The 22,663-nt window shown below is 37.2% G+C and carries 22 protein-coding genes and 3 tRNA genes; 10 read left to right on the forward strand and 15 right to left on the reverse strand.

All coding sequences use genetic code 11. The features are described 5' to 3' along the window. The first annotated feature begins 367 nt into the window (after window positions 1-367). Window positions 368-2,839 (forward strand): TonB-dependent receptor, encoded by a 2,472-nt coding sequence (locus B154_RS0125215; RefSeq protein ID WP_026260439.1) that lies wholly within the window; start codon window positions 368-370, stop codon window positions 2,837-2,839. Between the two features lie 52 nt (window positions 2,840-2,891). On the opposite strand, the gene B154_RS0125220 is transcribed toward B154_RS0125215, so the two are convergent. The 9 genes from B154_RS0125220 to B154_RS0125260 form a co-directional block, all read right to left on the reverse strand. Then, window positions 2,892-3,707: a hypothetical protein gene (locus B154_RS0125220; RefSeq protein WP_018617136.1), complete on the reverse strand. Its 816-nt coding sequence runs from the start codon at window positions 3,705-3,707 to the stop codon at window positions 2,892-2,894. An 8-nt stretch (window positions 3,708-3,715) separates the two neighbouring features. Beyond that, window positions 3,716-3,913 carry a hypothetical protein gene (locus B154_RS0125225; protein ID WP_018617137.1) on the reverse strand — a complete coding sequence of 66 codons (198 nt, stop codon included), beginning with the start codon at window positions 3,911-3,913 and terminating at the stop codon, window positions 3,716-3,718. Between the two features lie 190 nt (window positions 3,914-4,103). Next, the gene (locus B154_RS0125230; RefSeq protein ID WP_018617138.1) at window positions 4,104-4,523 is read right to left on the reverse strand and encodes an SH3 domain-containing protein; all 420 of its coding nucleotides are present in this window, start codon (window positions 4,521-4,523) and stop codon (window positions 4,104-4,106) included. Window positions 4,524-4,538: 15 nt separating this feature from the next. Next, window positions 4,539-4,886: a hypothetical protein gene (locus tag B154_RS29770; RefSeq protein WP_018617139.1), complete on the reverse strand. Its 348-nt coding sequence runs from the start codon at window positions 4,884-4,886 to the stop codon at window positions 4,539-4,541. A 16-nt stretch (window positions 4,887-4,902) separates the two neighbouring features. Further along, window positions 4,903-5,256: a phage holin family protein gene (locus B154_RS0125240; RefSeq protein WP_018617140.1), complete on the reverse strand. Its 354-nt coding sequence runs from the start codon at window positions 5,254-5,256 to the stop codon at window positions 4,903-4,905. A gap of 79 nt (window positions 5,257-5,335) precedes the next feature. Further along, entirely contained in the window at window positions 5,336-6,070 is a 735-nt protein-coding gene (locus B154_RS0125245; RefSeq protein WP_026260440.1) for a TerB family tellurite resistance protein, read from the reverse strand. A gap of 191 nt (window positions 6,071-6,261) precedes the next feature. After that, window positions 6,262-7,191 (reverse strand): malate dehydrogenase, encoded by a 930-nt coding sequence (mdh, locus tag B154_RS0125250; protein ID WP_018617142.1) that lies wholly within the window; start codon window positions 7,189-7,191, stop codon window positions 6,262-6,264. 226 nt (window positions 7,192-7,417) lie between these two features. After that, window positions 7,418-7,501, reverse strand: a tRNA-Leu gene (locus B154_RS0125255). Between the two features lie 36 nt (window positions 7,502-7,537). Continuing rightward, window positions 7,538-8,692 (reverse strand): sensor histidine kinase, encoded by a 1,155-nt coding sequence (locus B154_RS0125260; RefSeq protein WP_018617143.1) that lies wholly within the window; start codon window positions 8,690-8,692, stop codon window positions 7,538-7,540. A 301-nt stretch (window positions 8,693-8,993) separates the two neighbouring features. On the opposite strand from B154_RS0125260, the gene B154_RS0125265 reads away from it, so the two are divergent. The 3 genes from B154_RS0125265 (at window position 8,994) to B154_RS0125275 (ending at window position 9,536) form a co-directional block, all read left to right on the forward strand. Continuing rightward, window positions 8,994-9,209, forward strand: a complete 216-nt coding sequence (locus B154_RS0125265; protein ID WP_018617144.1) for a hypothetical protein — start codon at window positions 8,994-8,996, stop codon at window positions 9,207-9,209. Window positions 9,210-9,339: 130 nt separating this feature from the next. Beyond that, window positions 9,340-9,412 (forward strand) — tRNA-Gly (locus B154_RS0125270). A gap of 38 nt (window positions 9,413-9,450) precedes the next feature. Further along, window positions 9,451-9,536, forward strand: a tRNA-Leu gene (locus tag B154_RS0125275). Between the two features lie 732 nt (window positions 9,537-10,268). On the opposite strand, the gene B154_RS0125285 is transcribed toward B154_RS0125275, so the two are convergent. From B154_RS0125285 to B154_RS0125310, 6 genes are all read right to left on the reverse strand, one after another. Beyond that, window positions 10,269-10,547 (reverse strand): hypothetical protein, encoded by a 279-nt coding sequence (locus B154_RS0125285; RefSeq protein WP_018617146.1) that lies wholly within the window; start codon window positions 10,545-10,547, stop codon window positions 10,269-10,271. Window positions 10,548-10,612: 65 nt separating this feature from the next. Further along, window positions 10,613-11,686 carry an MlaD family protein gene (locus tag B154_RS31110; protein ID WP_018617147.1) on the reverse strand — a complete coding sequence of 358 codons (1,074 nt, stop codon included), beginning with the start codon at window positions 11,684-11,686 and terminating at the stop codon, window positions 10,613-10,615. A 6-nt stretch (window positions 11,687-11,692) separates the two neighbouring features. After that, complete coding sequence (locus B154_RS0125295; RefSeq protein WP_051084353.1) at window positions 11,693-12,469, reverse strand: ABC transporter ATP-binding protein; 777 nt, start codon at window positions 12,467-12,469, stop codon at window positions 11,693-11,695. Window positions 12,470-12,472: 3 nt separating this feature from the next. After that, complete coding sequence (locus B154_RS0125300; protein ID WP_018617149.1) at window positions 12,473-13,249, reverse strand: MlaE family ABC transporter permease; 777 nt, start codon at window positions 13,247-13,249, stop codon at window positions 12,473-12,475. A gap of 653 nt (window positions 13,250-13,902) precedes the next feature. Next, entirely contained in the window at window positions 13,903-14,340 is a 438-nt protein-coding gene (locus B154_RS0125305) for a response regulator (RefSeq protein ID WP_018617150.1), read from the reverse strand. A 333-nt stretch (window positions 14,341-14,673) separates the two neighbouring features. Next, window positions 14,674-15,279 carry a chemotaxis protein CheB gene (locus tag B154_RS0125310; protein ID WP_018617151.1) on the reverse strand — a complete coding sequence of 202 codons (606 nt, stop codon included), beginning with the start codon at window positions 15,277-15,279 and terminating at the stop codon, window positions 14,674-14,676. 168 nt (window positions 15,280-15,447) lie between these two features. Between B154_RS0125310 and B154_RS0125315 the strand changes: the two genes are divergently transcribed. From B154_RS0125315 to B154_RS0125340, 6 genes are all read left to right on the forward strand, one after another. Next, a complete protein-coding gene (locus tag B154_RS0125315) occupies window positions 15,448-16,341 on the forward strand; it encodes a LysR family transcriptional regulator (RefSeq protein ID WP_026260442.1) in 894 nt (297 codons plus the stop codon). 96 nt (window positions 16,342-16,437) lie between these two features. After that, complete coding sequence (gene cobA / locus B154_RS0125320; RefSeq protein ID WP_018617153.1) at window positions 16,438-17,271, forward strand: uroporphyrinogen-III C-methyltransferase; 834 nt, start codon at window positions 16,438-16,440, stop codon at window positions 17,269-17,271. A gap of 21 nt (window positions 17,272-17,292) precedes the next feature. Continuing rightward, window positions 17,293-18,990: a diflavin oxidoreductase gene (locus B154_RS0125325; RefSeq protein WP_026260443.1), complete on the forward strand. Its 1,698-nt coding sequence runs from the start codon at window positions 17,293-17,295 to the stop codon at window positions 18,988-18,990. A gap of 102 nt (window positions 18,991-19,092) precedes the next feature. Next, a complete protein-coding gene (locus B154_RS0125330) occupies window positions 19,093-20,823 on the forward strand; it encodes an NADPH-dependent assimilatory sulfite reductase hemoprotein subunit (protein WP_018617155.1) in 1,731 nt (576 codons plus the stop codon). Window positions 20,824-21,064: 241 nt separating this feature from the next. Beyond that, window positions 21,065-21,580: a DinB family protein gene (locus tag B154_RS0125335; RefSeq protein ID WP_018617156.1), complete on the forward strand. Its 516-nt coding sequence runs from the start codon at window positions 21,065-21,067 to the stop codon at window positions 21,578-21,580. A 288-nt stretch (window positions 21,581-21,868) separates the two neighbouring features. Next, window positions 21,869-22,564, forward strand: coding sequence for an RsmE family RNA methyltransferase (locus tag B154_RS0125340; RefSeq protein WP_018617157.1), 696 nt, complete (start codon window positions 21,869-21,871; stop codon window positions 22,562-22,564). The last annotated feature ends 99 nt before the right edge of the window (window positions 22,565-22,663 follow it).

Raw genomic sequence — 22,663 nt, forward strand, 5'->3', positions numbered from 1 at the left:
TATATTCCATTAATACCAGGATCATAAAACGGAAAATTTGTAAAAGATTTATTCGCCCTGTTTTTTAAATTGTTAATTGCTTTTGTAGAGTTCCTAACTCTTTCTTCAATTCTGCGACATCTTTAGCACCTGCTACAGAGCCATCGGCTGCTCCTTACCCTATTTATACATACACCATTCAACCTTTTATAATATCCATTCATCACAATGCTGTTTATTGCAGCCACTTGTTAACTATAATTTTATGCATCATTTTCTTAAGCAAAAGATTTTTATTTAGAGAAAAAGGCATTTAAAACTTCAATAGCCTGGTAGAAGGTTGCAAGAAAAACCCGTAGAGAATTCCCTAATTATCATAATCTCTTTTATGACAAAAATTATTTTGTTTGCACTTCTAATCATTCAAAGTTCTTTAGTTGGCGCCCAGTCTACCAGCGGTAAAATTTATGGCACTATTACAAGCGCCGACCACAAGGTTTTAGAATCTGCTACCGTATCATTGCTGAAAGCTAAAGACTCTTCATTAGTTAAAATTGCAATAGCAGATAAAACTGGTGGCTACAAGTTTGAAAACCTTCATTACGGAAATTTTTTAATTCAGGCTGAAGCTCTTGGTTATCAAAAAAAAATCACCAAACCAGTTGAATTAACATCGGCACAATCGTCTGTGGCAGCAGGTGAAATGAAGCTTGATGCAGCTTCTAAAGTGCTTGCTGAGGTAAGTGTTACCGGCAAAAGACCTTTAATAGAAAACAAGATTGACAAAACAGTTGTAAATGTAGATGCTTCGCCCACCAATACAGGATTAACGGCACTGGAAGTTTTGGAAAAATCTCCGGGAGTTACTGTTGACAATAATGGTAATATCAGTCTAAAGGGAAAACAAGGTGTAGTTATACTTATAGATGATAAACCAATGTATTTAAGTGGAGAAGATCTTACCAATTATCTCAAAAATCTCTCCGCCAATCAGTTGGATCAAATTGAGATCATGTCGCAGCCTTCTGCAAAATATGATGCGCGAGGCAACTCGGGGGTTATTAATATAAAAACAAAAAAGAACAGAAATACTGGCTTAAACGGCAATTTTTCTACAAGTGCCATTATTGCTAAATATTTTAAAAACACAAACAGCATTACTGCTAACTGGCGAAAAGATAAAGTCAATCTTTTTGCAAACTATGGTTTTTCATATTGGGAAGGTTTTAATACCCTTTATATAGATAGGGCGGCCAGAGCTGACAGGCAAAGTCCTTTTACCCGTTATTCAGAACAGGTTACCCATGGTCGGTACTCTGGTCGTCCGCAGAACTTTAAATTCGGACTTGATTATTTTGCCAATAAAAATACAACCTTAGGGTTTGTTATTACTGGAAACCCGGAAAAAAATACATTTACTTCTAATTCTCATGCAAACATTTTTGATAGCACCCACAAGTTTGTACAATACAATGATGCGATTTCTCAAAACAAAAGTCCTCAGTCAAATGTTGGTTTTAATATAAACCTTCAAAAAAAGTTTGACACCACCGGTTCAGAACTCTCTGCTGACGCGGACTACATATTGTATCGAACCAAGGGAAAGCAGTATTCTTATAATTACCTCTACCAGGCTAATAAAGTAGCTTCTGAAGATCCTTACCTGCTAGAAGGTTATTTACCTTCCAATATTGATATTTTCAGTTTTAAAAGTGACTATAAACATCCTTTCAATAAGACAACAACGCTAGAGGCGGGCATTAAAACAAGCTATGTAAAAACAGATAACGATGCACAATATAACCGCTACAATACGCCGGAGCAAAAGTGGTTGGTAGATACAAGTCGCAGTAATCATTTTATTTATAAAGAAAACATTAATGCTGCCTATATAAATCTGCAAAAGCAAATTAAAAAAGTAGGTATACAACTGGGGTTACGCGCAGAACAAACAATAGCAGATGGAAACCAGGTAACAAGAAATATTGCTTTTCATAAAAACTATATCAAATTATTCCCTACCACTTATATTAGTTATAAGAAAAACGACAACAATACGTTCGGCCTCTCTTATGGCAGAAGAATCGAACGGCCCAACTACCAATCCTTAAACCCCTTTCAATACCAGCTAGACCGATATACTTACCGGCAGGGAAACCCGAACCTGCAACCCCAGTTTAGTCACAACATTGAATTGAGTTATAACTACAAAGGACAATTAAACTTATCTGCCAATTATACTGCAGTAACAGATATCATTAATGATGTTTTGATAACAAAAAGAGAGCCCGGCGATTCTAATTACACTACTTATCTAACCACGCAAAACATTGCGTCCAGCAAAAACATTGGTCTTTCCGCAAGTTATAACAAACAGCTAAAAAAATGGTGGACGATAAACGCTTTTGCGAATGTTTATAACAATAGATACAAAGGGGTAATAGACAACGAAAAGATTAATGTCAATTTTACTTCTTTCAGTTCTAATCTTAGTAGTCAGTTTAACTTTAAAAAGGGATGGACAGCAGAAATAAGTGGATGGTATAATAGTAAAAATTTAGAAAGCAGTGCAATTGTTGCTTACCCGATGGGTATGTTCTCACTAGGAGGTGGCAAGCAGATACTAAAAAACAAAGGAACAATACGAGTAAATTTGAGGGATCCTTTTTATATTTTAAGCTTTAAGGGATATACCGATTTAAATAAAAGCCTTACCAACATACATGCTTACTGGGATAACAGGCGGGCAATAATTTCATTCACTTACCGTTTTGGAAAGACAACTGATCAGCCCCAACGTAAGCGAGGCTCAGCTGCTGATGAAGAAAAAAACAGGATAGGTAGCAGTAACCAACAATGATAGAGTTTAGAGGGAGAAACTGTATTCTTAAACAAGCAAAAGAGAGAAAGGGTCAGTCAATTTTGACGTCCTTTATCATTTCTTTTAAATCATTGGTGATAGTAAACTTGTAATAGGTTATATGAAGATTAATTACAAGGTTGTAAGGAATAATAAAGAACTGTCCCGGTAAATAATAATAACGTTTATCTTCTGTATTTTCCTGTTTTTGTTCTATTCTGCTTTCTGGGCCATGTATAATATCATCCTTTAAAAAACGCCTCTTTACGCTCGTTAAATATATGCGGTCAATTCCACCTTCTTTGGTAAGAATATAATCTGTAAGCAGACCACTGTAAATGACTGTGCCTTCATCTGTTTTTACCAGTGCATCTACATAGCTGCAATCAATATCTTCAGCTTTTCCCGATACTTTTGGGAAGTCGAGAATCTCTCCGCTAAAGATGTAATGCCATTCGTTTTGAAAACGAAAGAGCTTTATTTTTCTGTCAAGTTTAAGATTACGTACAACCAGCTTTGACAGAAATCCTGTTATCATCCCTACAAGACTAACACCTGCAAAATAAGTTATTATAAAGGGAGAATTTTGATAGACTGCACTAAAGGCACGGGTAACTTTATCAGCGTCACTTGTGCCGCTTAATAAAGTACCAATTGTAAAAACATCTATTTGATTTCTTCCTTTAATAAAAAGTAAATAGCCTATAAAATGAATTAAAAAGCCGGGGAGAATACTGGAGAAAATAAGGTCAGTAACACTTTGCTTAAAATATTCTTTTGAAAATTCTTCTGTAAAATAAAACCTTCGAAATAAAAAACCCGGATATAGTATAACTAATAGAGTAAGTGTAGCCAGGGCAATATTCATACTATTTCTTATCTGCCTTTGTTGCTGGTGTAAGCCCCAACGCGTTCAACCATTATCTGGCCATCAAAAGATTTACCAGTATGGGAAACAAGGTTTTTTCTTTCTGCCTCAATAGCCTGTAGCAAGTCCATCGTCTTTCCGATCCGTTCAAGTTTTAATACAGTATCACTTTTGATTACAGGAGCTGTTCTGAATTTAAATGTCATACTATTTATTTTCTTTATGCAAATTAATGAAATTTATTCACTTGAATATATTTATTAAAGCTATAAAAACAACGCAAACTTTATATAACAGAAGTAGCAATAAAATTGATAAGATTTTTATTGCTACTATATTAATAAAAAGAGGACTTAAACAATCCCCTAATATTTGCTCATCTTATTTTGAAACATATTATTGTACACTCAGGTATTGGGCATAAGCATATCCTTCTTCACCATTTTCTGTTCTTATCAGCCACCATTGGTCATTAGTTTTGCTAACAAGAGTAACAGTTGATCCATGTGCGGCTTTACCAACAATTGGCTGGTCTGTCCCGGGCCCTTTTCTTACGTTTAGGTTGGATGAGTCAGTGGTAACTTTTGCTGAAGCATCGGGCGCCATTGCAGATACATTAATGTTCATTATCAAATCTCCTGCTCTGAAGTCAGGATCGATTTTATTATAAATGTTCCAGAGATTGTCCTTTACTTCTCCGGTTGCCGCTTCACCATCTATGTAAAGTACGTTGTCTTGTTCTCTTACCTGCAGGTTATTTACTCCAGAAGTTTTTGCTGCATTTATAAGTTCCTGGTATTTATCCTGTAATGCCATAATATTTTCCTCCCTTTATTTTATGGTTAACTGATTGTTGATTTTTTTAGGCTTTAAAGAGTTTAACGACATCATTAAATCGGCGAGCTTGCTGCGCTTAATTTCTCCTGTTAGTGTTATTTCGCCTTTATTTACTTCAGCTTTCACGCCTGGGTAATCTTTTGTCGCATCTCTCACTCCTGCCTGTAATGCAGTATCGGGAGCTATCTCTACAGGTGCAGGAGTAACCGGGGCAGGTGCAGTCATAGATGTAGTATCCGCAGTGTTGCCTGTATCTTTAGGTTTGCTTTTGCAAGAGGTAAAGTAAACACCTGCTGAAAGGGTATATGCAACAACTAAAATTTTGAAATAAGAACGTTTCATATTGTTTTTTTTAAGGTTAATAATTTGTAGGACCGACGAGTAAATACGTTAATAAGCTTCCTGCAACAGCCATAATACAGGCAAGTATAATAGCAGACGTAAATGAACGTACTTCGAAACCAGAAAATAATTTATCAGTAATCTTTATTACAATAGCCAAAACTATTAACCTGACAAAAAATGAAAGCAGGAAAAGTGTAACCAGGTTTAACGGAAATCTTAAGATAGCACCTATTGTTGCATTTAAAATACCCACTACAAGTGCAACGCCCACTGCTGTACCAAAACTTCTTATTTTGACCGTAGGCATTATTTTAGAAGCTAATAATAAAACCACAGCATTGATCAGTAATTGTAATAACCAATTCATTTTTTGTTCTTAAGTTATTTTAAGTTTGAAAACGTTTAAAATCGCATCAACATAATTGCGCAATACAAATCAATATTGATTAAAAACCTCCTCCGAATATTCGTGAAAGCAAACCGCCTGAGCTGTGGAAACCTCTGTTACCATTCAGCATAGAAAAAACAGAACCGAGGCCACCACCAAACATTCCACCTCCACCACCAAACATTCCACCCCCGTACCCGCGGTTACGATTCAGGCCACCTGTTACCATCTTTGCTAACAGCATAGGTGCGGCAATACCCAATAAGCCTTTTAAAAGACCGCTGCCATTTATTCCTGCACTTTGTAATTTATCTTTAAGGCCAAGAGAAGACAAAAAATCATTAGACTCAGGCTCGTCGACACTACCTGTCGAAGATGCCGGATTATTGGTATCTTTTGCTTTTTCAGTAAAATGATCTAAAAGAGAAAACTGTTGATTGTTAACTCCTAAATAATCTGCCATTTTCTGAACGCTCTTTTGTTCTTCCTCAGAATAATTATTATCTGTTTTAGCAAAAGCGATAACATCTGTTACAAGGCTATACTTCAACTCGCTATTTTTTAAAACATCCAGGCATTTAAGTACATCATCGTCAGATATTTCATTTGCAGCTTTTATTACAGCTTCTTTTTGTTCGTGTGACAGTCCAGCTGAATCTGCAAGGACGGAAAGGTACTCAACTTCCTCAGGGGTAGCTTGCCGATCAGCAGTAGCGATAGATGCAATAGCACCTAAATAAGCTCCTTTTTCCATGTCACTTGAACCTTGCAGTAGAGTTTGAGAATTTTCCATTAATTTATTTTTTGTAGATATTATAATTATCATGCCACTTAGAGGCCTATTTTGATAGTAGAAGTCAGCGAACGATTAGGGTATTTAGTCATTACCGATTATTTATTTAATCTATTTTTTACCTTACATTAAAAAACCTCAACAAGTTTTAAAACTCGTTGAGGTCTCCTTATTCCCTTAAGTATCCGGACTTACAATGTTTTCAGAACATCATTCATATTTCTTACTGCATCTGCACTTTTACTAAAAGTTGCCTGCTCTTGTTCATTTAATTTATAATCTATTACCTTTTCCCAACCGTTTCTGCCTATTACAACCGGTACACCTAAACATATATCTTTTTGCCCATACTCACCTTCAAGACCAACTGAGCAGGAATACAAACGCTTTTCATCACGCACAATGCTTTCCACTAACGCAGCTACTGCAGCCCCAGGAGCATACCAGGCACTGGTGCCCAGAAGTTTGGTTAGAGTGGCTCCACCAACCATTGTGTCAGCTATGATTTTTTGCTGTTGTTCTGCGCTTAAAAACTCAGTAACGGGAACACTGTTCCAGGTGGCAAACCTCATTAAAGGTATCATAGTGGTATCGCCGTGTCCTCCCACCACTATTGCATTAAGATCGTTAGGACTGCAACCTAAAGCAGCACTTAGGTAACATTTAAACCGTGCACTATCTAAAATACCGCCCATACCAATAATACGATTCTTAGGTAATCCGCTGGTGGTAAGGGTAAGGTAAGTCATCGTATCCATAGGGTTAGAGACAACGACTATAATAGCGTTGGGAGAATGCTTTAAAAGGCTTTCAGTTACACCTTTTACAATAGATGCATTGGTACCGATAAGTTCTTCGCGGGTCATGCCTGGTTTACGTGGAAGGCCTGAAGTGATAACAACGACATCGCTATCTGCAGTTTTCGCATAATCGTTTGTCGAACCGGTAATGCGCGTGTCGAAGCCAAATAAGGCAGCGGTCTGTGTCATGTCAAGTGCTTTTCCTTCGGCAACACCTTCCTTAATATCAAGCAATACAAGTTCTGAAGCGAGTTCTTTACGGGCAATATTGTCAGCGCTGGTAGCTCCTACGGCTCCGGCACCTACTACTGTAATTTTCATTGTAACAATCGGTTTTAGTTTGTAAGCTAATGATTTTGAGTTGTAAAGGTAGGGTGAGAAGGTTAAGATTTATAACGAGATTTTTTAAGGAAAAAATGAATAAGAAGATTTATTTCAGGTTATTTCTGGTGCACTTAAACAGCAGCAAAAGCCTGAGGGTGAACAAAAAAATAAGCGTTAGCAAACCGCTGTAATAAAAAAGCCTTCCCAAAAAAGGGAAGGCTTGTGCGGTAGAGCAGATTCGAACTGCCATGCTTTTTACAGCGCTACCACCTCAAGGTAGTGCGTCTACCAATTTCGCCACCACCGCTCAAGGGTGCAAATTTAATAAAATCCTTCAAAAAAACTATTTGTTCAAAACAATTCTAAAAGTAGTGCCCTTGCCAGGTGCAGAGCTTTTTACAAATATCTTCCCGCTATGGTACTGTTCTACTATACGCATGGTTAAAGTCAATCCCAACCCCCACCCCCTCTTTTTTGTGGTAAATCCAGGTTTAAAAACTTTGGCAATATTTTGTTTACTTATCCCTTTTCCATTGTCTGTAACATCAATTAAAATCGTTTTTTGGTCCTCTCGCAGGCTTACATCAATCTTCCCCTTTCCCTCCATCGCATCCAATGCGTTTTTCAAGAGGTTTTCTATCACCCAATCAAACAGGGGTGGCGAAATCCTTCCAATAATACTTGTTTTTCCATATGTGTTAAAAGTAAATTGCACTTTACCACTGGCTCTTTTCTTAATGTATTCTAACATTATCGCTATTTGCTCTACCAGGTTGTGCTCTTCCAGTTTTGGAATACTTCCGATTTTTCCAAACCTGTCTGATATTAATTTTAAACGATCAACATCTTTTTCAATGTCCGGAACCAACTTCTCGTTTCCCGGTATATCACGCAGTACCTCTACCCAACCTTCCAGGCTCGTAACAGGTGTACCCAACTGGTGGGCCGTTTCTTTAGCAAGGCCGGCCCATACCTGGTTTTGAATATTTTGATATCTGCTTCGTTGCGCTACAACAGTTATGATTATAAATAATGCAACAATAATTAGCTGAATGATGGGGTAATACCTTACTTCTTTTTGCAATTTACTTTCACCATAGTAGTACCTGTTTTCTGCTCTTGGCTTCTCGCTTATCAACAAAGTAAGAGGTTTATGTAGCCGTTTAAAATCCTGCAGCTTTTCATGCAGATAGTTTTTATCCGACTTCACCTTTATAGAATCAAGGTTAAGATAATTATTGGTAAGACTGTCCTTTTCATTTGTTTCAATAATAGGAATATCATCGTTTTCTGTTGATATGCGCGTTGCAAGATTCAGACTTGTCTGGTCAGTAGCGTTTAATATAGTTCTTTGCGCCTCTACCCATGTAGCGACTTTTTGCTTTTCTTCCTCGGCAATTTTCTTTGAGAGATAGTTTGAATAAAAAACGGTACCGGTTACAATACAAATAGCAAACAAAGTAAGAACCGTTCGCCAGTTAAGCCATTGTTGAATCATAATCTAAAATATAAAAGCTTTCTGTTATTTTCCTTATTAATTTAACCCGTATCTCTAACAAGGTTTAAAGGTTTATCATTACATGTTATACTTATGGAACCGGCACAATAGCAACTTTCAACATTGTTGTGTCACTCACTTGTACTTTCGGCAATCTCTACTCAGCTTTTCCTGCAAATTATTTTTATATGGTTTGTTTTAGTAAGCATAATTTAAAAAGTAGATACATTTGCTGAAATAGTTTTTAAAACAGAATTATTTTTAATTGTTGTCCCTTATTTTTGCAACGCAATTTTAATTTATGGCAGACGAAATACGAGAAGAAATACAGGAACATAAGGAAAAAGATTTAGGTTACAATTGGGTAAATTCATCCAGGTTTTTGTTTTACGTTCAACTTTTTTGTGTAATAGCGTTTATTTTAGGTGGTTGTTATAAATTGTACAATAAGCACTATACCGGTAAGCCAGACGTTGAAGTTCCGGACAATACTTTGTATACGCCCAAGTATAAATAAAAAAATTTAAAAAGAAAATTTGGTAGTAACTTATCGATTGCTATTTTTGCACCCCGAAACAACATAATCAGCTAAGCAGCTGAAATGTTTTAACGGGAAATTAAAACAAAAATTAGTTCTTACAATAATCGCGGAAGTAGCTCATTTGGTAGAGCACGACCTTGCCAAGGTCGGGGTGGCCGGTTCGAGCCCGGTCTTCCGCTCTGATTAATCCCGCTGACAGGCGGGATTTTTTTGGTACACCCGGGTGGTGGAACTGGTAGACACGCAGGACTTAAAATCCTGTTCCCCGCAACGGGAGTGTGGGTTCAACTCCCATCCCGGGTACTTAAATTAGGCCTTAAATCATTGATTAGATGGTTAAGGCCTTTTTTATTACTCTTTGTTTACCCTCCGGTTGACCTTTTTTTAAATGTTTTCCTAATTTTTTCTCATCCTACTTTATCTTTTAATAATTTAAAAGGTAAGTCTTAGCTTTCTACCATCGGTATAAGTAATCGGGAAATTGGAAATTTCATTTATAATTTCAAATCCCTCTATTTATAACTATATAAAGTTTAAATGGTACCACATTCGTTTTTGTAGCAAAGATGAACCTACCATTTCAGCCGCTTTGTATCTGGAAAATCTCCTTACTAAGATAGCAATCGAATTGACAAAGCAAACGACAGTGAATAAAAAGTCTTTGATACTGACAGCTGTAACAAAAATCCTGGAAAACATAGAGGCAAAAAAATAAATAATCTTATTTTTTGAGAAAAAGAATGCACTTATTACTAAATCTAGGGGTATTCCGAATCCCGATTTTCACTGGAGAAATTCACCAAAGGGCTTAATCCTAACAGCATTTATATACCCGCTCCTGTATGGAAAATTTTTAATCCTTTTCCGTTAATTGTTTGAGTTGATTTATTATCTAATCACTCCAGAAAAATTTTACACATATTGTTTAGGAAAGAAGTGGACGAGACTAATCCAGTCTCTAATAAACCTTTCAGGCAATTCATTCCGCGAAAAGAGAACCGGATGTACTATTTGTTGCCGGCTATTACTCCATCATCATACAGTTGGATTAAGTACGTCCGCAAGTTTATTATCCGCAAAATACTTTTCCCGGTGCACCTGGAATTCCTCCAGCAAATCACTTACTATTACTACACTCGAATCTACTTCTTCGTGCAGATCAGGTAGCTTTTTTTCCAAAATGCTAACACCTAATGTAATATTGTCAGCTTCTATTTGTGATACTTTTTTTAAAACAGATAGTTGGCTGTTCTTAAGATCTTCCAGTTCTCTCACTATCTTGTCCATCAATTCAAGTTTTTGTAATTTGTCCATATTGTATTGCTTTAAGAAATTTTATTAAGGTTTTAAATTATGTGGTTATTGGGAACGATGCTATCCTATGGCTTATGTTTTGCCTCTAGTGCTTTCTGTGCAGAAGCTATTACTTCTTTTAACTCTTCCTCATTCAATTGGCTGACTACCCCATCGGATGATACTACTGCTTTTTCTGGTACAACTACATTTTTGTCTTTTTCACGTGCCTTCCGCCTGAAATAGCCACGCAGGAAAAAGTTGCCCTGTAAAGCTTTCATATTTTCGCTAAAATCGTATGCTGCTTCACGCATAGTCAGCATTGTTGCGTTAGCTGTTGTTGTAGTTTTTTCAAGCCCATTGGAGAGTGAATCACTATATACTAGGCTGCCCATTGTTCCTTTACCTGAACGGACATGCGCAGTAATACCCGCTAATGAACCTGTTATTTTTTCTGCATTAGACGCTGTCCCCTCAAGACTCCTGGAGAGGTCATCTGTGTAAAGCAATTTACTGATCGTACCATTACCTTTCCTTATCTGAACAGCCATGTTGGCGAGCTCGCCGGTAATAATTTTTGCATTAGTTGCCGTTCCTTCGAGACTTTTTGAAAGGTCATCAGTATAAAGCAATTTACTAATTGTGCCATTACCTTTTCTTATTTGCACAGCCATGTTGGCCAGTTCCCCTGTAATGATATTTGCATTATCCGCTACCTTGGTAAAAGTGCCAATTACCTTGTCAAAGTCAACAGGGTTAGCAGTTAGTATTCGTGAACCATTTGTAAGTATCTTCAGTTCGTTTGAAAAACCCGATCTTATTGTAATTAATTTGTCACCCATTAAACCGTCGGAACTGATTGATGCCATTGCATCTTCTTTAAGAAAAGGCCTTACCTTCTCTTTCATACGCATATCAACCCTGATCATAGTATCTGATACAATGCTTACCTCTTCTATGGTACCAACATTGATCCCGGCAAAACGTATGTTGTTTCCAACTTCTAGGCCGCCAACGTTATTAAACGTACCATAAATCATAAAGGTATCACTAAACATGTTTTTCTTACTGCCAATAACAAAGACCCCAATAACGAACAGCAGGATACCTGCGACGGTAAAGAGACCTATTTTTAATTTTTTACTTACACTCGTTTGCATAATATTTTATTTAAAAAAAGAGCGAACAAGTTCATCGGAGCCGCTCTCCAGTTGTTCATAATTTCCTTCAGCTTCAAACGAGCCATTATTCATTACTAATATGCGATCGGCAGTTATTTTAGCGCATGCCATGTCGTGAGTAATGATGATAGACGACGTTTGATATTTTTTCTGCATTTCCATAATCAATTCACTTATCTCGCGGGAAGTAATGGGATCAAGACCTGTGGTAGGCTCATCATATAACATTATTTCCGGCTTTAATATCAATGTTCTTGCAAGACCAATACGTTTACGCATACCACCGGAAAGGTCAGACGGCATCTTCTCTATTGCATCCAGCAGACCTACTCCTTCCAACACTTCTTCTATTCTTTGCCTGATCTCTTGCTTATCTTTCAGTTTAAGAACACGTGTAAGTGGAAACTCTAGGTTCTGCTCTACCGTCATTGAATCATATAGGGCTGCACTTTGAAAAAGGAAACCTATTTTCATACGCAGCGCTTTCCATTCTTTTTCTGAAAGATCTTTTACTTCTTCATCAAATACTTTCAGGCTTCCACTATCCTGCGTGAGCAAACCCACTATACATTTTATAGCAACCGACTTTCCTTGTCCAGATTTGCCCAATACCACCAGGTTCTCACCTTTGTAGAGGCTCATAGAAATATCTGAAAGGACTTCTTTTGTACCAAAAGACTTCTTTAGATGTTTTATGGCTACTACCGCTCCTGGCTTATTTACCACGTTACTATTAATTTTTTGAACTAATGTTTTCACCATATTCTAATTATAAGCAAATACTGAAGTTAACTGGACTGCTATCGCATCCAGCACAATAATCCACAATGAAGCAGAAACTACAGCAGAGTTTGCAGCGACTCCTACACTTTCAGTTCCCCTCTCAGAGTTATAGCCTTTAAAGCATCCTACAAATCCTATAGCAAAACCAAAGAAGATGGTTTTAGCAACAGCCGGTATTAGGTCTCCAAATCTGAGTGCAGAAAATGCTTTGCTGAAGTAAAGTGTAGCAGTAAGGTGGTTATTCATATTTGATGCTGCAAAGCCCCCCATCATTGCTAATGCATCTGCCATAAGGGTAAGTAAGGGTATCATAATAATACAAGCAAGTATGCGGGTTACTACAAGGTATTGAACAGGATTGGCGCCTGAAACTTCCATGGCATCTATTTGCTCACTTACTTTCATACTGCCGAGTTCAGCACCAATGCTCGATGAAATTTTGCCTGCGCAGATCAGAGCAATGATGACTGGTCCTATTTCTCGTATTACAGAAATAGTTACCATACTCGGAACAAAGCTGGTAGCTCCAAATTCTCTCATTGTAGGCTCTGACTGTAGTGTAAGGACAAAACCAAGTATGAAACCTGTAATGCCTACAAGTGAAAGAGATTTATAGCCTATAATATATGACTGTCGAAGAAATTCATTCCACTCAAAGCCGCTGCGGAATATGTTGCGAAAGAAGGCTCCCATAAAAACTACCTGATCACCGGCAGCAACAAATGCCGTTGTCCACGTAGCGGGTACTAACTTAACCATAAATTTTATGTGTGTAAAGCGGCGACAAGTAAGTGCAAATAAAGGAAGCAACTACAGATCATTATTGTTAGACAATTCAATAATTGGAGTACTAAACGATGTATTACAAATAGCCGTGTCTTATATATTCTCAAAAATCGTGCTTGCATTGGGTTGAAGTTGTCGAAACACTTGATTTACCAGCACATTAACTAGAAAGCGACAATATTGTGAGTTATCCCACTTACAATTATACTAAAATAAAAATTAACTCATCCCGGTAGCAATATTTTTCTAAAGTACATTTCTTCAGTTTCAGTCATAGATGACAAACAACAAAAACAAGAAACAGACTTAGAACAACTTTTGTCAGAAGTAAAGGAGCTATTATAGGAAACCATAGCAACAAAGAAGGCAGAAATTATAACAGACGGGCTTGAAACTGCATTTGTGATAGCCACGAAATAAAGCTCAATTTGAAGGCGCGGGTTTAGCATTATGCATTTGCGAATAAATAGTTGATAAGCATTCAGGAACAATTAACTAAATCTAAAATCCGTGAAGGTTCAAGGTTTATAATACAGTTGCCGCAGTAGAAAACTCAGCATACTTAACAATTCGTATCATTTTTGCAGCTTTTTCATTAATGGAAACCATTCTTACAATCGCTCCAATTATTGTGCTGAGGCAGGGCGTTGAGATAGTGACCAGTATTTTACTACTATGTCAAACATGTCCTTTATCCCCTGGACAGTGTTTGGTTTTATAAAATAGCCCTGTACATTAAGGCTGTATGCTTCGAGTACACTTGCAGAAGCGCTACTGGTTGACAACATCAGGAATGGAATACACTTCAATCGTATTTCTTCATTATCAAAAATCATCTTTTTAAGTTCAAATCCATTAAGCCGGTTCATGTTGATGTCGCAGAAAATAAAGAAGGAATTCCTGTCAGTCGTAGATATGAAATCGTAGAACTTAAACCCGTCAGTAAAGACCAGTATTTCATTCTCAATTCCTAACTCCTTAAAAGCTTCCTTGAAAAGTTCGAGGTCGTCAGTATCATCATCAATGATAATTATGGGATTTGAATTGCTGGTCGTAGGCGTCATTACGGAAAGTTACAAAATGTCGAGGTTTTTTTAATATATATTTTTAAGCATTAGCAGAAGCAAAAGGTGACGAAATCATCGATGTTATTCGATCTCGTGTGGGTTCTAATGACTCCAGCGGTGCAACAATGACTAAAAAACCGCAGGTATCATATTAGTTCAAATCCCGCAATTATGTATTTATAGCTCAATGTCCACGAGAGCGACCACACACAAAACCCACATTTATTCCCTTACCTTTTTGCTCAGGAAACGACCGATAGGATAAAAAATCAGGGATGGAGGTAGTAAATAGAAGATGTAAGGAAAGGTATAAAATGAATAAATTAGTTATTATTCCATAAGTCGTCGCACCTGGTTAAAGTTTTTTAAAATCGGATTTATGTGTTGAAGGATAGCATCAGGCATGGCAGAAGCAGATAATATTTGGTCTACGCAGTTGTTATCAATTGCATTTTGTGGCATTTCAGGACGAGTGCAAGAAGCAGGTGTTTGAGCTATTACCATTCCACCAGCTTCGTGTATAAGTAATGCACCCTTTGCTCCATCAAAACCACCGCCTGAAAGGATTACCGCAATACTTCTTACACTATTTGCCCGAGCTAATGATTCTAAAAAAACATCTACCGAATAATTATAATTTCTATTCTCCGTTACCCTTGACCTAAGATATAACTTGTCATTCTTTATAGTCATATAACTACTAGCAGGAGGAATGTAAACTTTATCGTTTTCTATTAACATCCCATTTTCAGCTTCTAAAATTCTCAGCTTTGAATGTTTTTGCAAGATTTCACTTAGTGCTCCTCTCTGGCCAATAGGAATGTGCCGCAAAATGATGTATGTAGCCTCATCATGTGGTACATGGTTAAAAAAAATTTGTAACGGCTCTAACCCACCTTCTGAGTATCCGATTGCAACAACAAACTTAAAACTCATTAATAAATATACATCTTTTTTAGTAAAAAGGGTTCCTATTTCTTAAAAGGAATGGCAAAGTTGAAAGGGTGTAACTATTGCAATTTGATTAAGACTATATAATATTTAGTCGTTGCAAACCTATTATTCCTTATTCTCATAGTTTTGTTGATTAATACAGCAATAGAAATGTTTGATTTCAGATTAAAAGTATTTCATACTGTAGCCAAACGATTAAGCTTTACAAAAGCTGCAACTGAGTTGTTTATAACTCAACCTGCTGTCACCAAACACATTAAGGAGTTGGAGCAATATTTTAAGGTGCAGTTGTTTGAGCGCAAGGGAAACCAAATTAAACTTACAAACCAGGGACAACTCATGTTGCAATACACCGAGCAACTGTTTACCATTTACCGGAAGATGGAGTTTGACTTAAATAGCTTCTCCGATAATCACAAAGGGTTATTGCATTTGGGGGCAAGTACTACGATCAGCCAATATGTTATTCCTTCCGCGTTAGCAGAATTTCACAAGAAGTATAAGGATATAAAGGTGAAGCTACTAAATGGAAATACCGAGCAAATTGAGCATGCACTTCTTAATAATGACATTGACCTTGGCATCATTGAAGGAAAATCTAAGAACAAGGGTATAAAATATACAAAGTATGTTAAAGATGAAATTGTGCTGGTTAGCAAAATGAATAATCCATTCGCTAAAAATCGCCCAGTTACTATTGAAGAATTAAAAAATATTCCCCTCCTTGTAAGAGAAACAGGTTCTGGTACATTAGATGTCATTGCCTATGCCCTTAAACCCTTTAACCTTACTTTTTCTCAATTAAACATTGAAATGGATTTGGGCTCTACAGAAGCTATCAAAACCTACCTGCAAAGCTCCAACTGCATGGCTTTCCTCTCAGTGCACTCTATTGCTAACGAACTTTCCAATAATATTTTCCAGATTATTGATGTTGCAGGATTACAAATTGAACGCTTTTTTTATTTCATTGAAAGGCAGGGAACATCTGAACAACTGGCAAACCTTTTCATGCAATTTGCCAGTCACTATAACTTAAAGTAATAAGAGATTACTAATAACCATTTCCTTTATAGGTGGTTCTGTTTCACTTTTGCATTGTAACTTCTTCGCTTATAGCAAGAGGTTATCATAAAAAGTATGAAACAAAACATTGTAAAAGGTAAAGTAATTTTTGCAGGTGCAGGACCTGGCGACCCTGAGCTGTTGACTATGAAAGCTTTTCGTTTTTTACAAAAGGCAGATGTAGTACTAACAGATAGACTGGTAAGCGAAGTTATTATTCAGGATTATATCAATCCTGGTGCGGAGGTATTGCACGTAGGTAAACGGGGAGGTTCTGATGCATCAACACCGCAATCAACCATTAATGAACTATTGGTTGAATATGTTTTACAAGGTAAATTGGTTGTACGTTTAAAAGGTGGCGATGTTTCTATTTTTTCCAATATTCTTGACGAACTTGATATATTAACAGAAAACAAAATTCCTTACGAAATTGTCCCTGGCATCACCTCGGCCTTAGGAGCTGCCGCTTATAGCGGTATTCCCTTAACTGCAAGAAATTATTCGACCGCCGTTCGTTTCCTTACCTGTTATAAAACTGATGTGCAAACCGAAGAATATTGGAAAGACCTTGCGAGCACATCTGACACTTTGGTATTTTACATGTCGGCAGAAACAGCTGATACTGTTGTTGCAAAATTAACAGCCAATAACATTGACAAAGAAAAGTTAATCGCTATAGTTGAGCAGGCCACAACTCCACTACAGACGGTTTACACAACCGACCTGTATCAGTTCAAAGAAAAGTTTGTAGACAAAACCTTCATATCTCCTTCTATACTTATCATAGGTAAAGTAGTTCAACTTCACGAACAATTCCAGTGGTTGCACAACCGCGAAACAGCGCAGGAATATTTTACACAGGTAGAAAAGGATTTGGTTCTATATAACAAAGCCGAAAGGGCATAATTAACCATACAAACAAACATAATGTTAGTATCAAATAAAATGAAGCTGGTTGAAGAAATACTTTCAACTTTTAACAGGGAAGAACTTTTTTGGTTAAACGGCTTTCTGGAAGGAAAACTTTCAGCTTCAACCCAAACTGAGACTGCAACTCCAGCAAAACCTTCTGTCAATAAAATAACCATTACTTACGGCACCGAAACAGGTAACTCTAAAAAGCTTGCTTCGGAATTTGCTGCTAAGGCAAAGAAAAATGGTATTAATGCAAAGATTGTAAGCCTCGACCAGTATCGCCTGAACGACTTGCCTAAAGAGGAATATCTGTTATCAATAATCAGTACGCAAGGCGAGGGTGAACCACCTGCCGCTGCAAAAAAATTTTATGACTATATTCATTACAACGGCTTTAAACTTGACAAATTAAAATACGGCGTTTTAGCCTTAGGCGATACATCTTATCCTTTGTTTTGTAAAGCAGGCGAAGATGTAGACCAGCAGCTAAGCAGGCTGGGCGGAGAGCGAATTATTCCGCTTCAAAAATGTGATGTGGATTATGAAAGTGAAGCTGAAGGCTGGTTTAGCCAGGTGCTTCATCAATTGAGCAGTACTGCTAATGGAAGTAATGCGCAAGTTTCAGCACCAGCAGTTGATAAAAAATCAACCGGTAAAAAAATATATAATGGAACGATATTAACCAATGTAAATCTTAATGACAGAGGTTCTAACAAAGAAACCCGTCACATTGAAATTGCTGCCGAAAGTCTTGAATATCTACCCGGTGATTCAATAGGTGTTATACCAGAAAATCCTGTTACTGCTGTTGAGCCTATTCTTCAATTGCTTAATATCAATCGAACAAAAACATTTACTTTCAGAAATGAAGAATTAAAGGCTTTTGACCTGCTTAAAAAGAAACTCAACATTGTCTATTTGCCAGAAAGAGTTGTAGCAAAATATGCTAACCTTATCAGCCAGGATATACCTGCAACTAAAATTGGTTTATTAGATTTATTAAGGATTTATCCTTTACCCGACGGTATTCAGTTTGAACATTTATTGGATATACTAGAACCAATATCACCCCGGTTGTATTCTATTTCTTCTTCACCTGAAGCACACGATGGAGAGGTGCATGTTACTGTTGCAAAAGACAAATTCTTGGTGAATGATGAACAAAAATGCGGGCTGTGTTCAGACTATCTGACAACTTTGCCACAAGAGACAAGTTTTGAATTCTACATTCACAAAAACAACCAGTTTCGCCTGCCCGCTGAGGACAGGGATATTATCATGATAGGTCCCGGAACCGGCATCGCTCCTTTCCGTTCTTTCCTCGCGCATCGCGATGCAACTGGTGCAACCGGCCGCAACTGGTTGTTCTTCGGCGACCAGCATTTCGTCACCGACTTCCTATACCAGACGGAATTACAAAACCTGAAAGAAACAGGAACACTTACTAAAATTAGCCTTGCCTTTTCACGGGATCAGGAGGAGAAAGTTTATGTGCAGCATAGAATGGTGCAGCATGGCGCGGAGTTTTTTGAGTGGATAAATAATGGTGCATCGATTTATGTCTGCGGAGCTAAAGAACCTATGAGCACCGATGTGGAAAATACCTTGCTGCAAATAGTAGAAAAGTTTGGAAATAAAACCATAGAAGAAGCCATTCAATTTGTGGAACAGTTGAAAGAAGATGGCCGATATCTGAAGGATGTGTATTAACCACCAAACTCCCCCGAAGGGGAGGCTTAAATAGGTAGAGATAATTAATAAAAATTTTAAAATTCTTTAAACCCCCTTTAGGGGGATTGGGGGCTTACAATTATGGCGGGAAATAATGACAACCTTTCTTCAACCGAAAGAATAAAAATGGCAAGTGATAGCCTTAGGGGAACATTTGTCGAAAGTCTTGCAAACGAGATTACAGGAAGCATAAACGAAGATGATTATGCGCTGGTTCGCTTTCATGGCATGTACGTACAAGACGACCGCGATCGCCGTGATGAACGTGCTGCAAAGAAGCTGGAGCGTTTGTACTCTTTCATGATCCGCTTACGACTGACAGGCGGGGTAATATCGCCGGAACAATACATCACCCTGCATAACATTGCCGGAGAAAATTCAACCGGCGTGTTAAAGATTACAACCAGGCAAACCATTCAATTGCATGGCGTTTTAAAATCGAAGGTTAAGCCTACACTTAAGGCATTTAACCAGGCCGGACTTACAACATTGGCTACCTGCGGAGATGTGAACCGTAACGTGCTATGCAGTTCTCATCCAAAGCAATCACCGCTGCATACAGAGATATATGATTATGCAAAAGAGATTGCAACACGAATGTTGCCAAAAACAAATGCGTACTATGAAATATGGCTTGATGGTGAAAAGCTGTTAGATAAAGAACTTGAAAAAGACCCGTTGTATCAAAACAGGTATATGCCTCGTAAATTTAAAGTAGGCATTGCTATTCCGCCAAACAATGATATAGATGTATTGGGCAACGATCTTGCATTGATTGCCATTATAGAAAATAATGAATTAAAAGGTTTCAACATAGCAATTGGCGGCGGCATGTCTGCTACACATGGCAACCCTGATCATTATGCACGTTTGGCATCTGTGCTTGGTTTTGTTTCAGGTAAGGAGAAGACGTTGAAAGCAGTGTATGAAGTAGCAACTATTCAAAGAGATTATGGTAACCGCAGCGATAGAAAGGTTGCCCGTTTAAAATATACTGCTGACAGGTTAGGACTTCAATTTTGGAAAGAAGAGCTTGAACGCAGGTGCGGCTTTGAAATTGAAGAAGCAAGACCCTATCAATTTGAATCACGAAAAGATTTTTATGGGTGGGAACAAGACCACGAAGGCTTATGGTATTTTACAGTGTATGTAGAAAACGGAAGAATTTTAGACGATGAAAAAGTGGCTTTAAAATCGGCACTTTTAGAAGTGGCAGAAACAGGCAAAGCAACCTTTACTTTTACCTGTAACCAAAACCTGATATTAGGAAATATTCAGCAGCAAGACAAAGCTGTCATACAGGAGATACTGGACAGATACAAGATCATAACGCATACAGATAATGCTTCCGCGCTTCGTAAAAACGCAATGGCCTGTGTAGCATTAAACACCTGCCCCTTAGCATTGGCAGAAGCACAAAGATATATGCCCCTCTTACTTGATAAAGTAGAACCATTACTAATTAAGCATGGCTTGGAAACGGATGAAATAATTATGAGAATGACTGGTTGTCCTAATGGCTGTGCAAGACCTTATGCCGCTGAAATTGGTTTGGTAGGCACCGCTGTTGGTAAGTACAATTTGCAAATAGGGGGCGACAGAATTGGAGAGCGGCTAAACAAGTTGTATAAAGAAAGCCTTAACGAAGATGAGATACTAACAGAGTTGGATTACCTGTTCGGTACTTACAGAAGTGAAAGAAAAGATGGCGAAACGTTCGGAGATTTCGCTCATAAAAAATGGTTGAACAGTGTTCCTTTAATGAGAACGGCAAGTAGCTTTAGTGAAATAAACCTGCCAAAATCCACTTAACAATACACTATATGTTGAGTGCTATTGCTCGCAGAAGATGAACAATTAAGCCCGAGATACAATATTCTTTTAAGCCTTAAACTTTTGATTTCAATCGTTTAAGGCTTTTTTATTAACCTAGTAATTAGCCGTTTTAATATTTGAACTCTACATTTTTAATTTGATTTATATCTTTAGAGAAAGTAATTTCATTGCAAACATTTTAACCCGATAGTCATACCTATGATAAATTGATTTACAAATGTTAATCGAAGATTTTAACCGTACAATAGATGTTTGGATAACAGAGTTAGAACAATATGATTTCAACTCGTTATGTGCTAAACCGTCTTCAGACAGTTGGTCACTAGGACAGGTGTATATGCATCTCATTGATGAAACAAATTTTTATATTGAACAGATGAAAACTTGTTTGGGTACAAATGATAATGCGGCAGAAGAAGCATCAACTGAAGCGAAATCAATGTTTTTTAATAATAATTTTCCCGATGAAATAATTGAAGGACCGCCATCAAACCTGTACACTCCGCAGCCTGATAATAAGGAAAAGCTGAGGAGCTGTTTAATCAATTTAAAAAATGAAATTAAAGTTGTTGAGATATTGATGTCAACAAGTTCGTATAAGGGCAAAACAAAACATCCGGGATTGAACTATTTTAGTGCTGATGAATGGCTGCAGTTCGCTGAAATGCATTTTCGTCATCATTTACGTCAAAAGAAAAGAATAGACAATTTTTTGAAAAGCAAGCAGATATAGGTGATGAACTGCTCTCTATAAATTCACAATAATGGAAACCAATAAAAGTAACATTTGATATTGATACCATAAAAGCCATCAGCTAACCCCAATTCCGCCAAGAAATTACGGAAGGAAAATCTTGATAAGACAAAAAAATCAAACAAAAGAAACATAATCAATACTTGATTTTAAAAATCATTTCAATTTTTTTACAAGTGTTAGACTTGTATGTCTCCCTAGTACTTCAACGCGTCTGGTCTTGACACAGTTTATTTTACAGTCTCTTTTATTTTTATTTTTACACTTATGGATTTACCGATTTTTTTTATTGATGCTTTTCCTTCTGACAATATCATTACTTTAAATGAAGACACTTCAAAACATGTGGTACAGGTTCTAAGAATGAAACCTTTAGAAACATTGCAGTTAACGGATGGTGCTGGAAATTTATTAACTGCACAAATAGTAGATGATCACAAAAAAAGGTGCACGGTCAAAATAGTGGAAAGGCAGGCAGTACAAAAAAAGAAACAAGAGGTTTGTATAGCAATATCACTATTAAAAAATAGTAATCGTTTTGAATGGTTTCTTGAAAAAGCAACTGAAATAGGTGTTACAGAAATCATTCCTTTGCTATGTGAACGGACTGAAAAACAACACTTTCGTTATGATAGGATGAAACAAATTACTATAAGTGCGATGTTGCAAAGCAAACAAGTATGGCTACCTGTTTTGAGGCAACCAACCGATGTATTAAAGGTTATTTCTTCATCTGTTTATAAGACTAAATTGATTGCCCATTGCGAAGAAGAAATGAAAGTATCCCTAACTGATTTTTATAAAGAAAGTGATACACAGATATTGATAGGTCCTGAAGGTGATTTTAGCAACCAGGAAATTGTTTTTGCTCTAGACAGAGCTTATCAACCTGTTACGTTAGGCGAAACAAGACTCCGCACGGAAACCGCAGGAGTTGTAGCTGCTGCATTATTATGTGGTTAAATACAACTGATCAAAATATTCATTTTACTAACAGATTTATATTTTACTCTACTACTGTTCAAATATTAGAATAGTTAATCTTAAATTTCCATCGACTCA

Source organism: Segetibacter koreensis DSM 18137 (genome assembly GCF_000374045.1).
Lineage (GTDB): Bacteria > Bacteroidota > Bacteroidia > Chitinophagales > Chitinophagaceae > Segetibacter > Segetibacter koreensis.

Coding starts and splice junctions, on each gene's coding strand:
- B154_RS0125215 (WP_026260439.1), top strand. CDS start 368: ATGACAAAAATTATTTTGTTTGCACTTCTAATCATTCAAAGTTCTTTA.
- B154_RS0125220 (WP_018617136.1), bottom strand. CDS start 3,707: ATGAATATTGCCCTGGCTACACTTACTCTATTAGTTATACTATATCCG.
- B154_RS0125225 (WP_018617137.1), bottom strand. CDS start 3,913: ATGACATTTAAATTCAGAACAGCTCCTGTAATCAAAAGTGATACTGTA.
- B154_RS0125230 (WP_018617138.1), bottom strand. CDS start 4,523: ATGGCATTACAGGATAAATACCAGGAACTTATAAATGCAGCAAAAACT.
- B154_RS29770 (WP_018617139.1), bottom strand. CDS start 4,886: ATGAAACGTTCTTATTTCAAAATTTTAGTTGTTGCATATACCCTTTCA.
- B154_RS0125240 (WP_018617140.1), bottom strand. CDS start 5,256: ATGAATTGGTTATTACAATTACTGATCAATGCTGTGGTTTTATTATTA.
- B154_RS0125245 (WP_026260440.1), bottom strand. CDS start 6,070: ATGGAAAATTCTCAAACTCTACTGCAAGGTTCAAGTGACATGGAAAAA.
- mdh (WP_018617142.1), bottom strand. CDS start 7,191: ATGAAAATTACAGTAGTAGGTGCCGGAGCCGTAGGAGCTACCAGCGCT.
- B154_RS0125260 (WP_018617143.1), bottom strand. CDS start 8,692: ATGATTCAACAATGGCTTAACTGGCGAACGGTTCTTACTTTGTTTGCT.
- B154_RS0125265 (WP_018617144.1), top strand. CDS start 8,994: ATGGCAGACGAAATACGAGAAGAAATACAGGAACATAAGGAAAAAGAT.
- B154_RS0125285 (WP_018617146.1), bottom strand. CDS start 10,547: ATGGACAAATTACAAAAACTTGAATTGATGGACAAGATAGTGAGAGAA.
- B154_RS31110 (WP_018617147.1), bottom strand. CDS start 11,686: ATGCAAACGAGTGTAAGTAAAAAATTAAAAATAGGTCTCTTTACCGTC.
- B154_RS0125295 (WP_051084353.1), bottom strand. CDS start 12,469: ATGGTGAAAACATTAGTTCAAAAAATTAATAGTAACGTGGTAAATAAG.
- B154_RS0125300 (WP_018617149.1), bottom strand. CDS start 13,249: ATGGTTAAGTTAGTACCCGCTACGTGGACAACGGCATTTGTTGCTGCC.
- B154_RS0125305 (WP_018617150.1), bottom strand. CDS start 14,340: ATGACGCCTACGACCAGCAATTCAAATCCCATAATTATCATTGATGAT.
- B154_RS0125310 (WP_018617151.1), bottom strand. CDS start 15,279: ATGAGTTTTAAGTTTGTTGTTGCAATCGGATACTCAGAAGGTGGGTTA.
- B154_RS0125315 (WP_026260442.1), top strand. CDS start 15,448: ATGTTTGATTTCAGATTAAAAGTATTTCATACTGTAGCCAAACGATTA.
- cobA (WP_018617153.1), top strand. CDS start 16,438: ATGAAACAAAACATTGTAAAAGGTAAAGTAATTTTTGCAGGTGCAGGA.
- B154_RS0125325 (WP_026260443.1), top strand. CDS start 17,293: ATGTTAGTATCAAATAAAATGAAGCTGGTTGAAGAAATACTTTCAACT.
- B154_RS0125330 (WP_018617155.1), top strand. CDS start 19,093: ATGGCGGGAAATAATGACAACCTTTCTTCAACCGAAAGAATAAAAATG.
- B154_RS0125335 (WP_018617156.1), top strand. CDS start 21,065: ATGTTAATCGAAGATTTTAACCGTACAATAGATGTTTGGATAACAGAG.
- B154_RS0125340 (WP_018617157.1), top strand. CDS start 21,869: ATGGATTTACCGATTTTTTTTATTGATGCTTTTCCTTCTGACAATATC.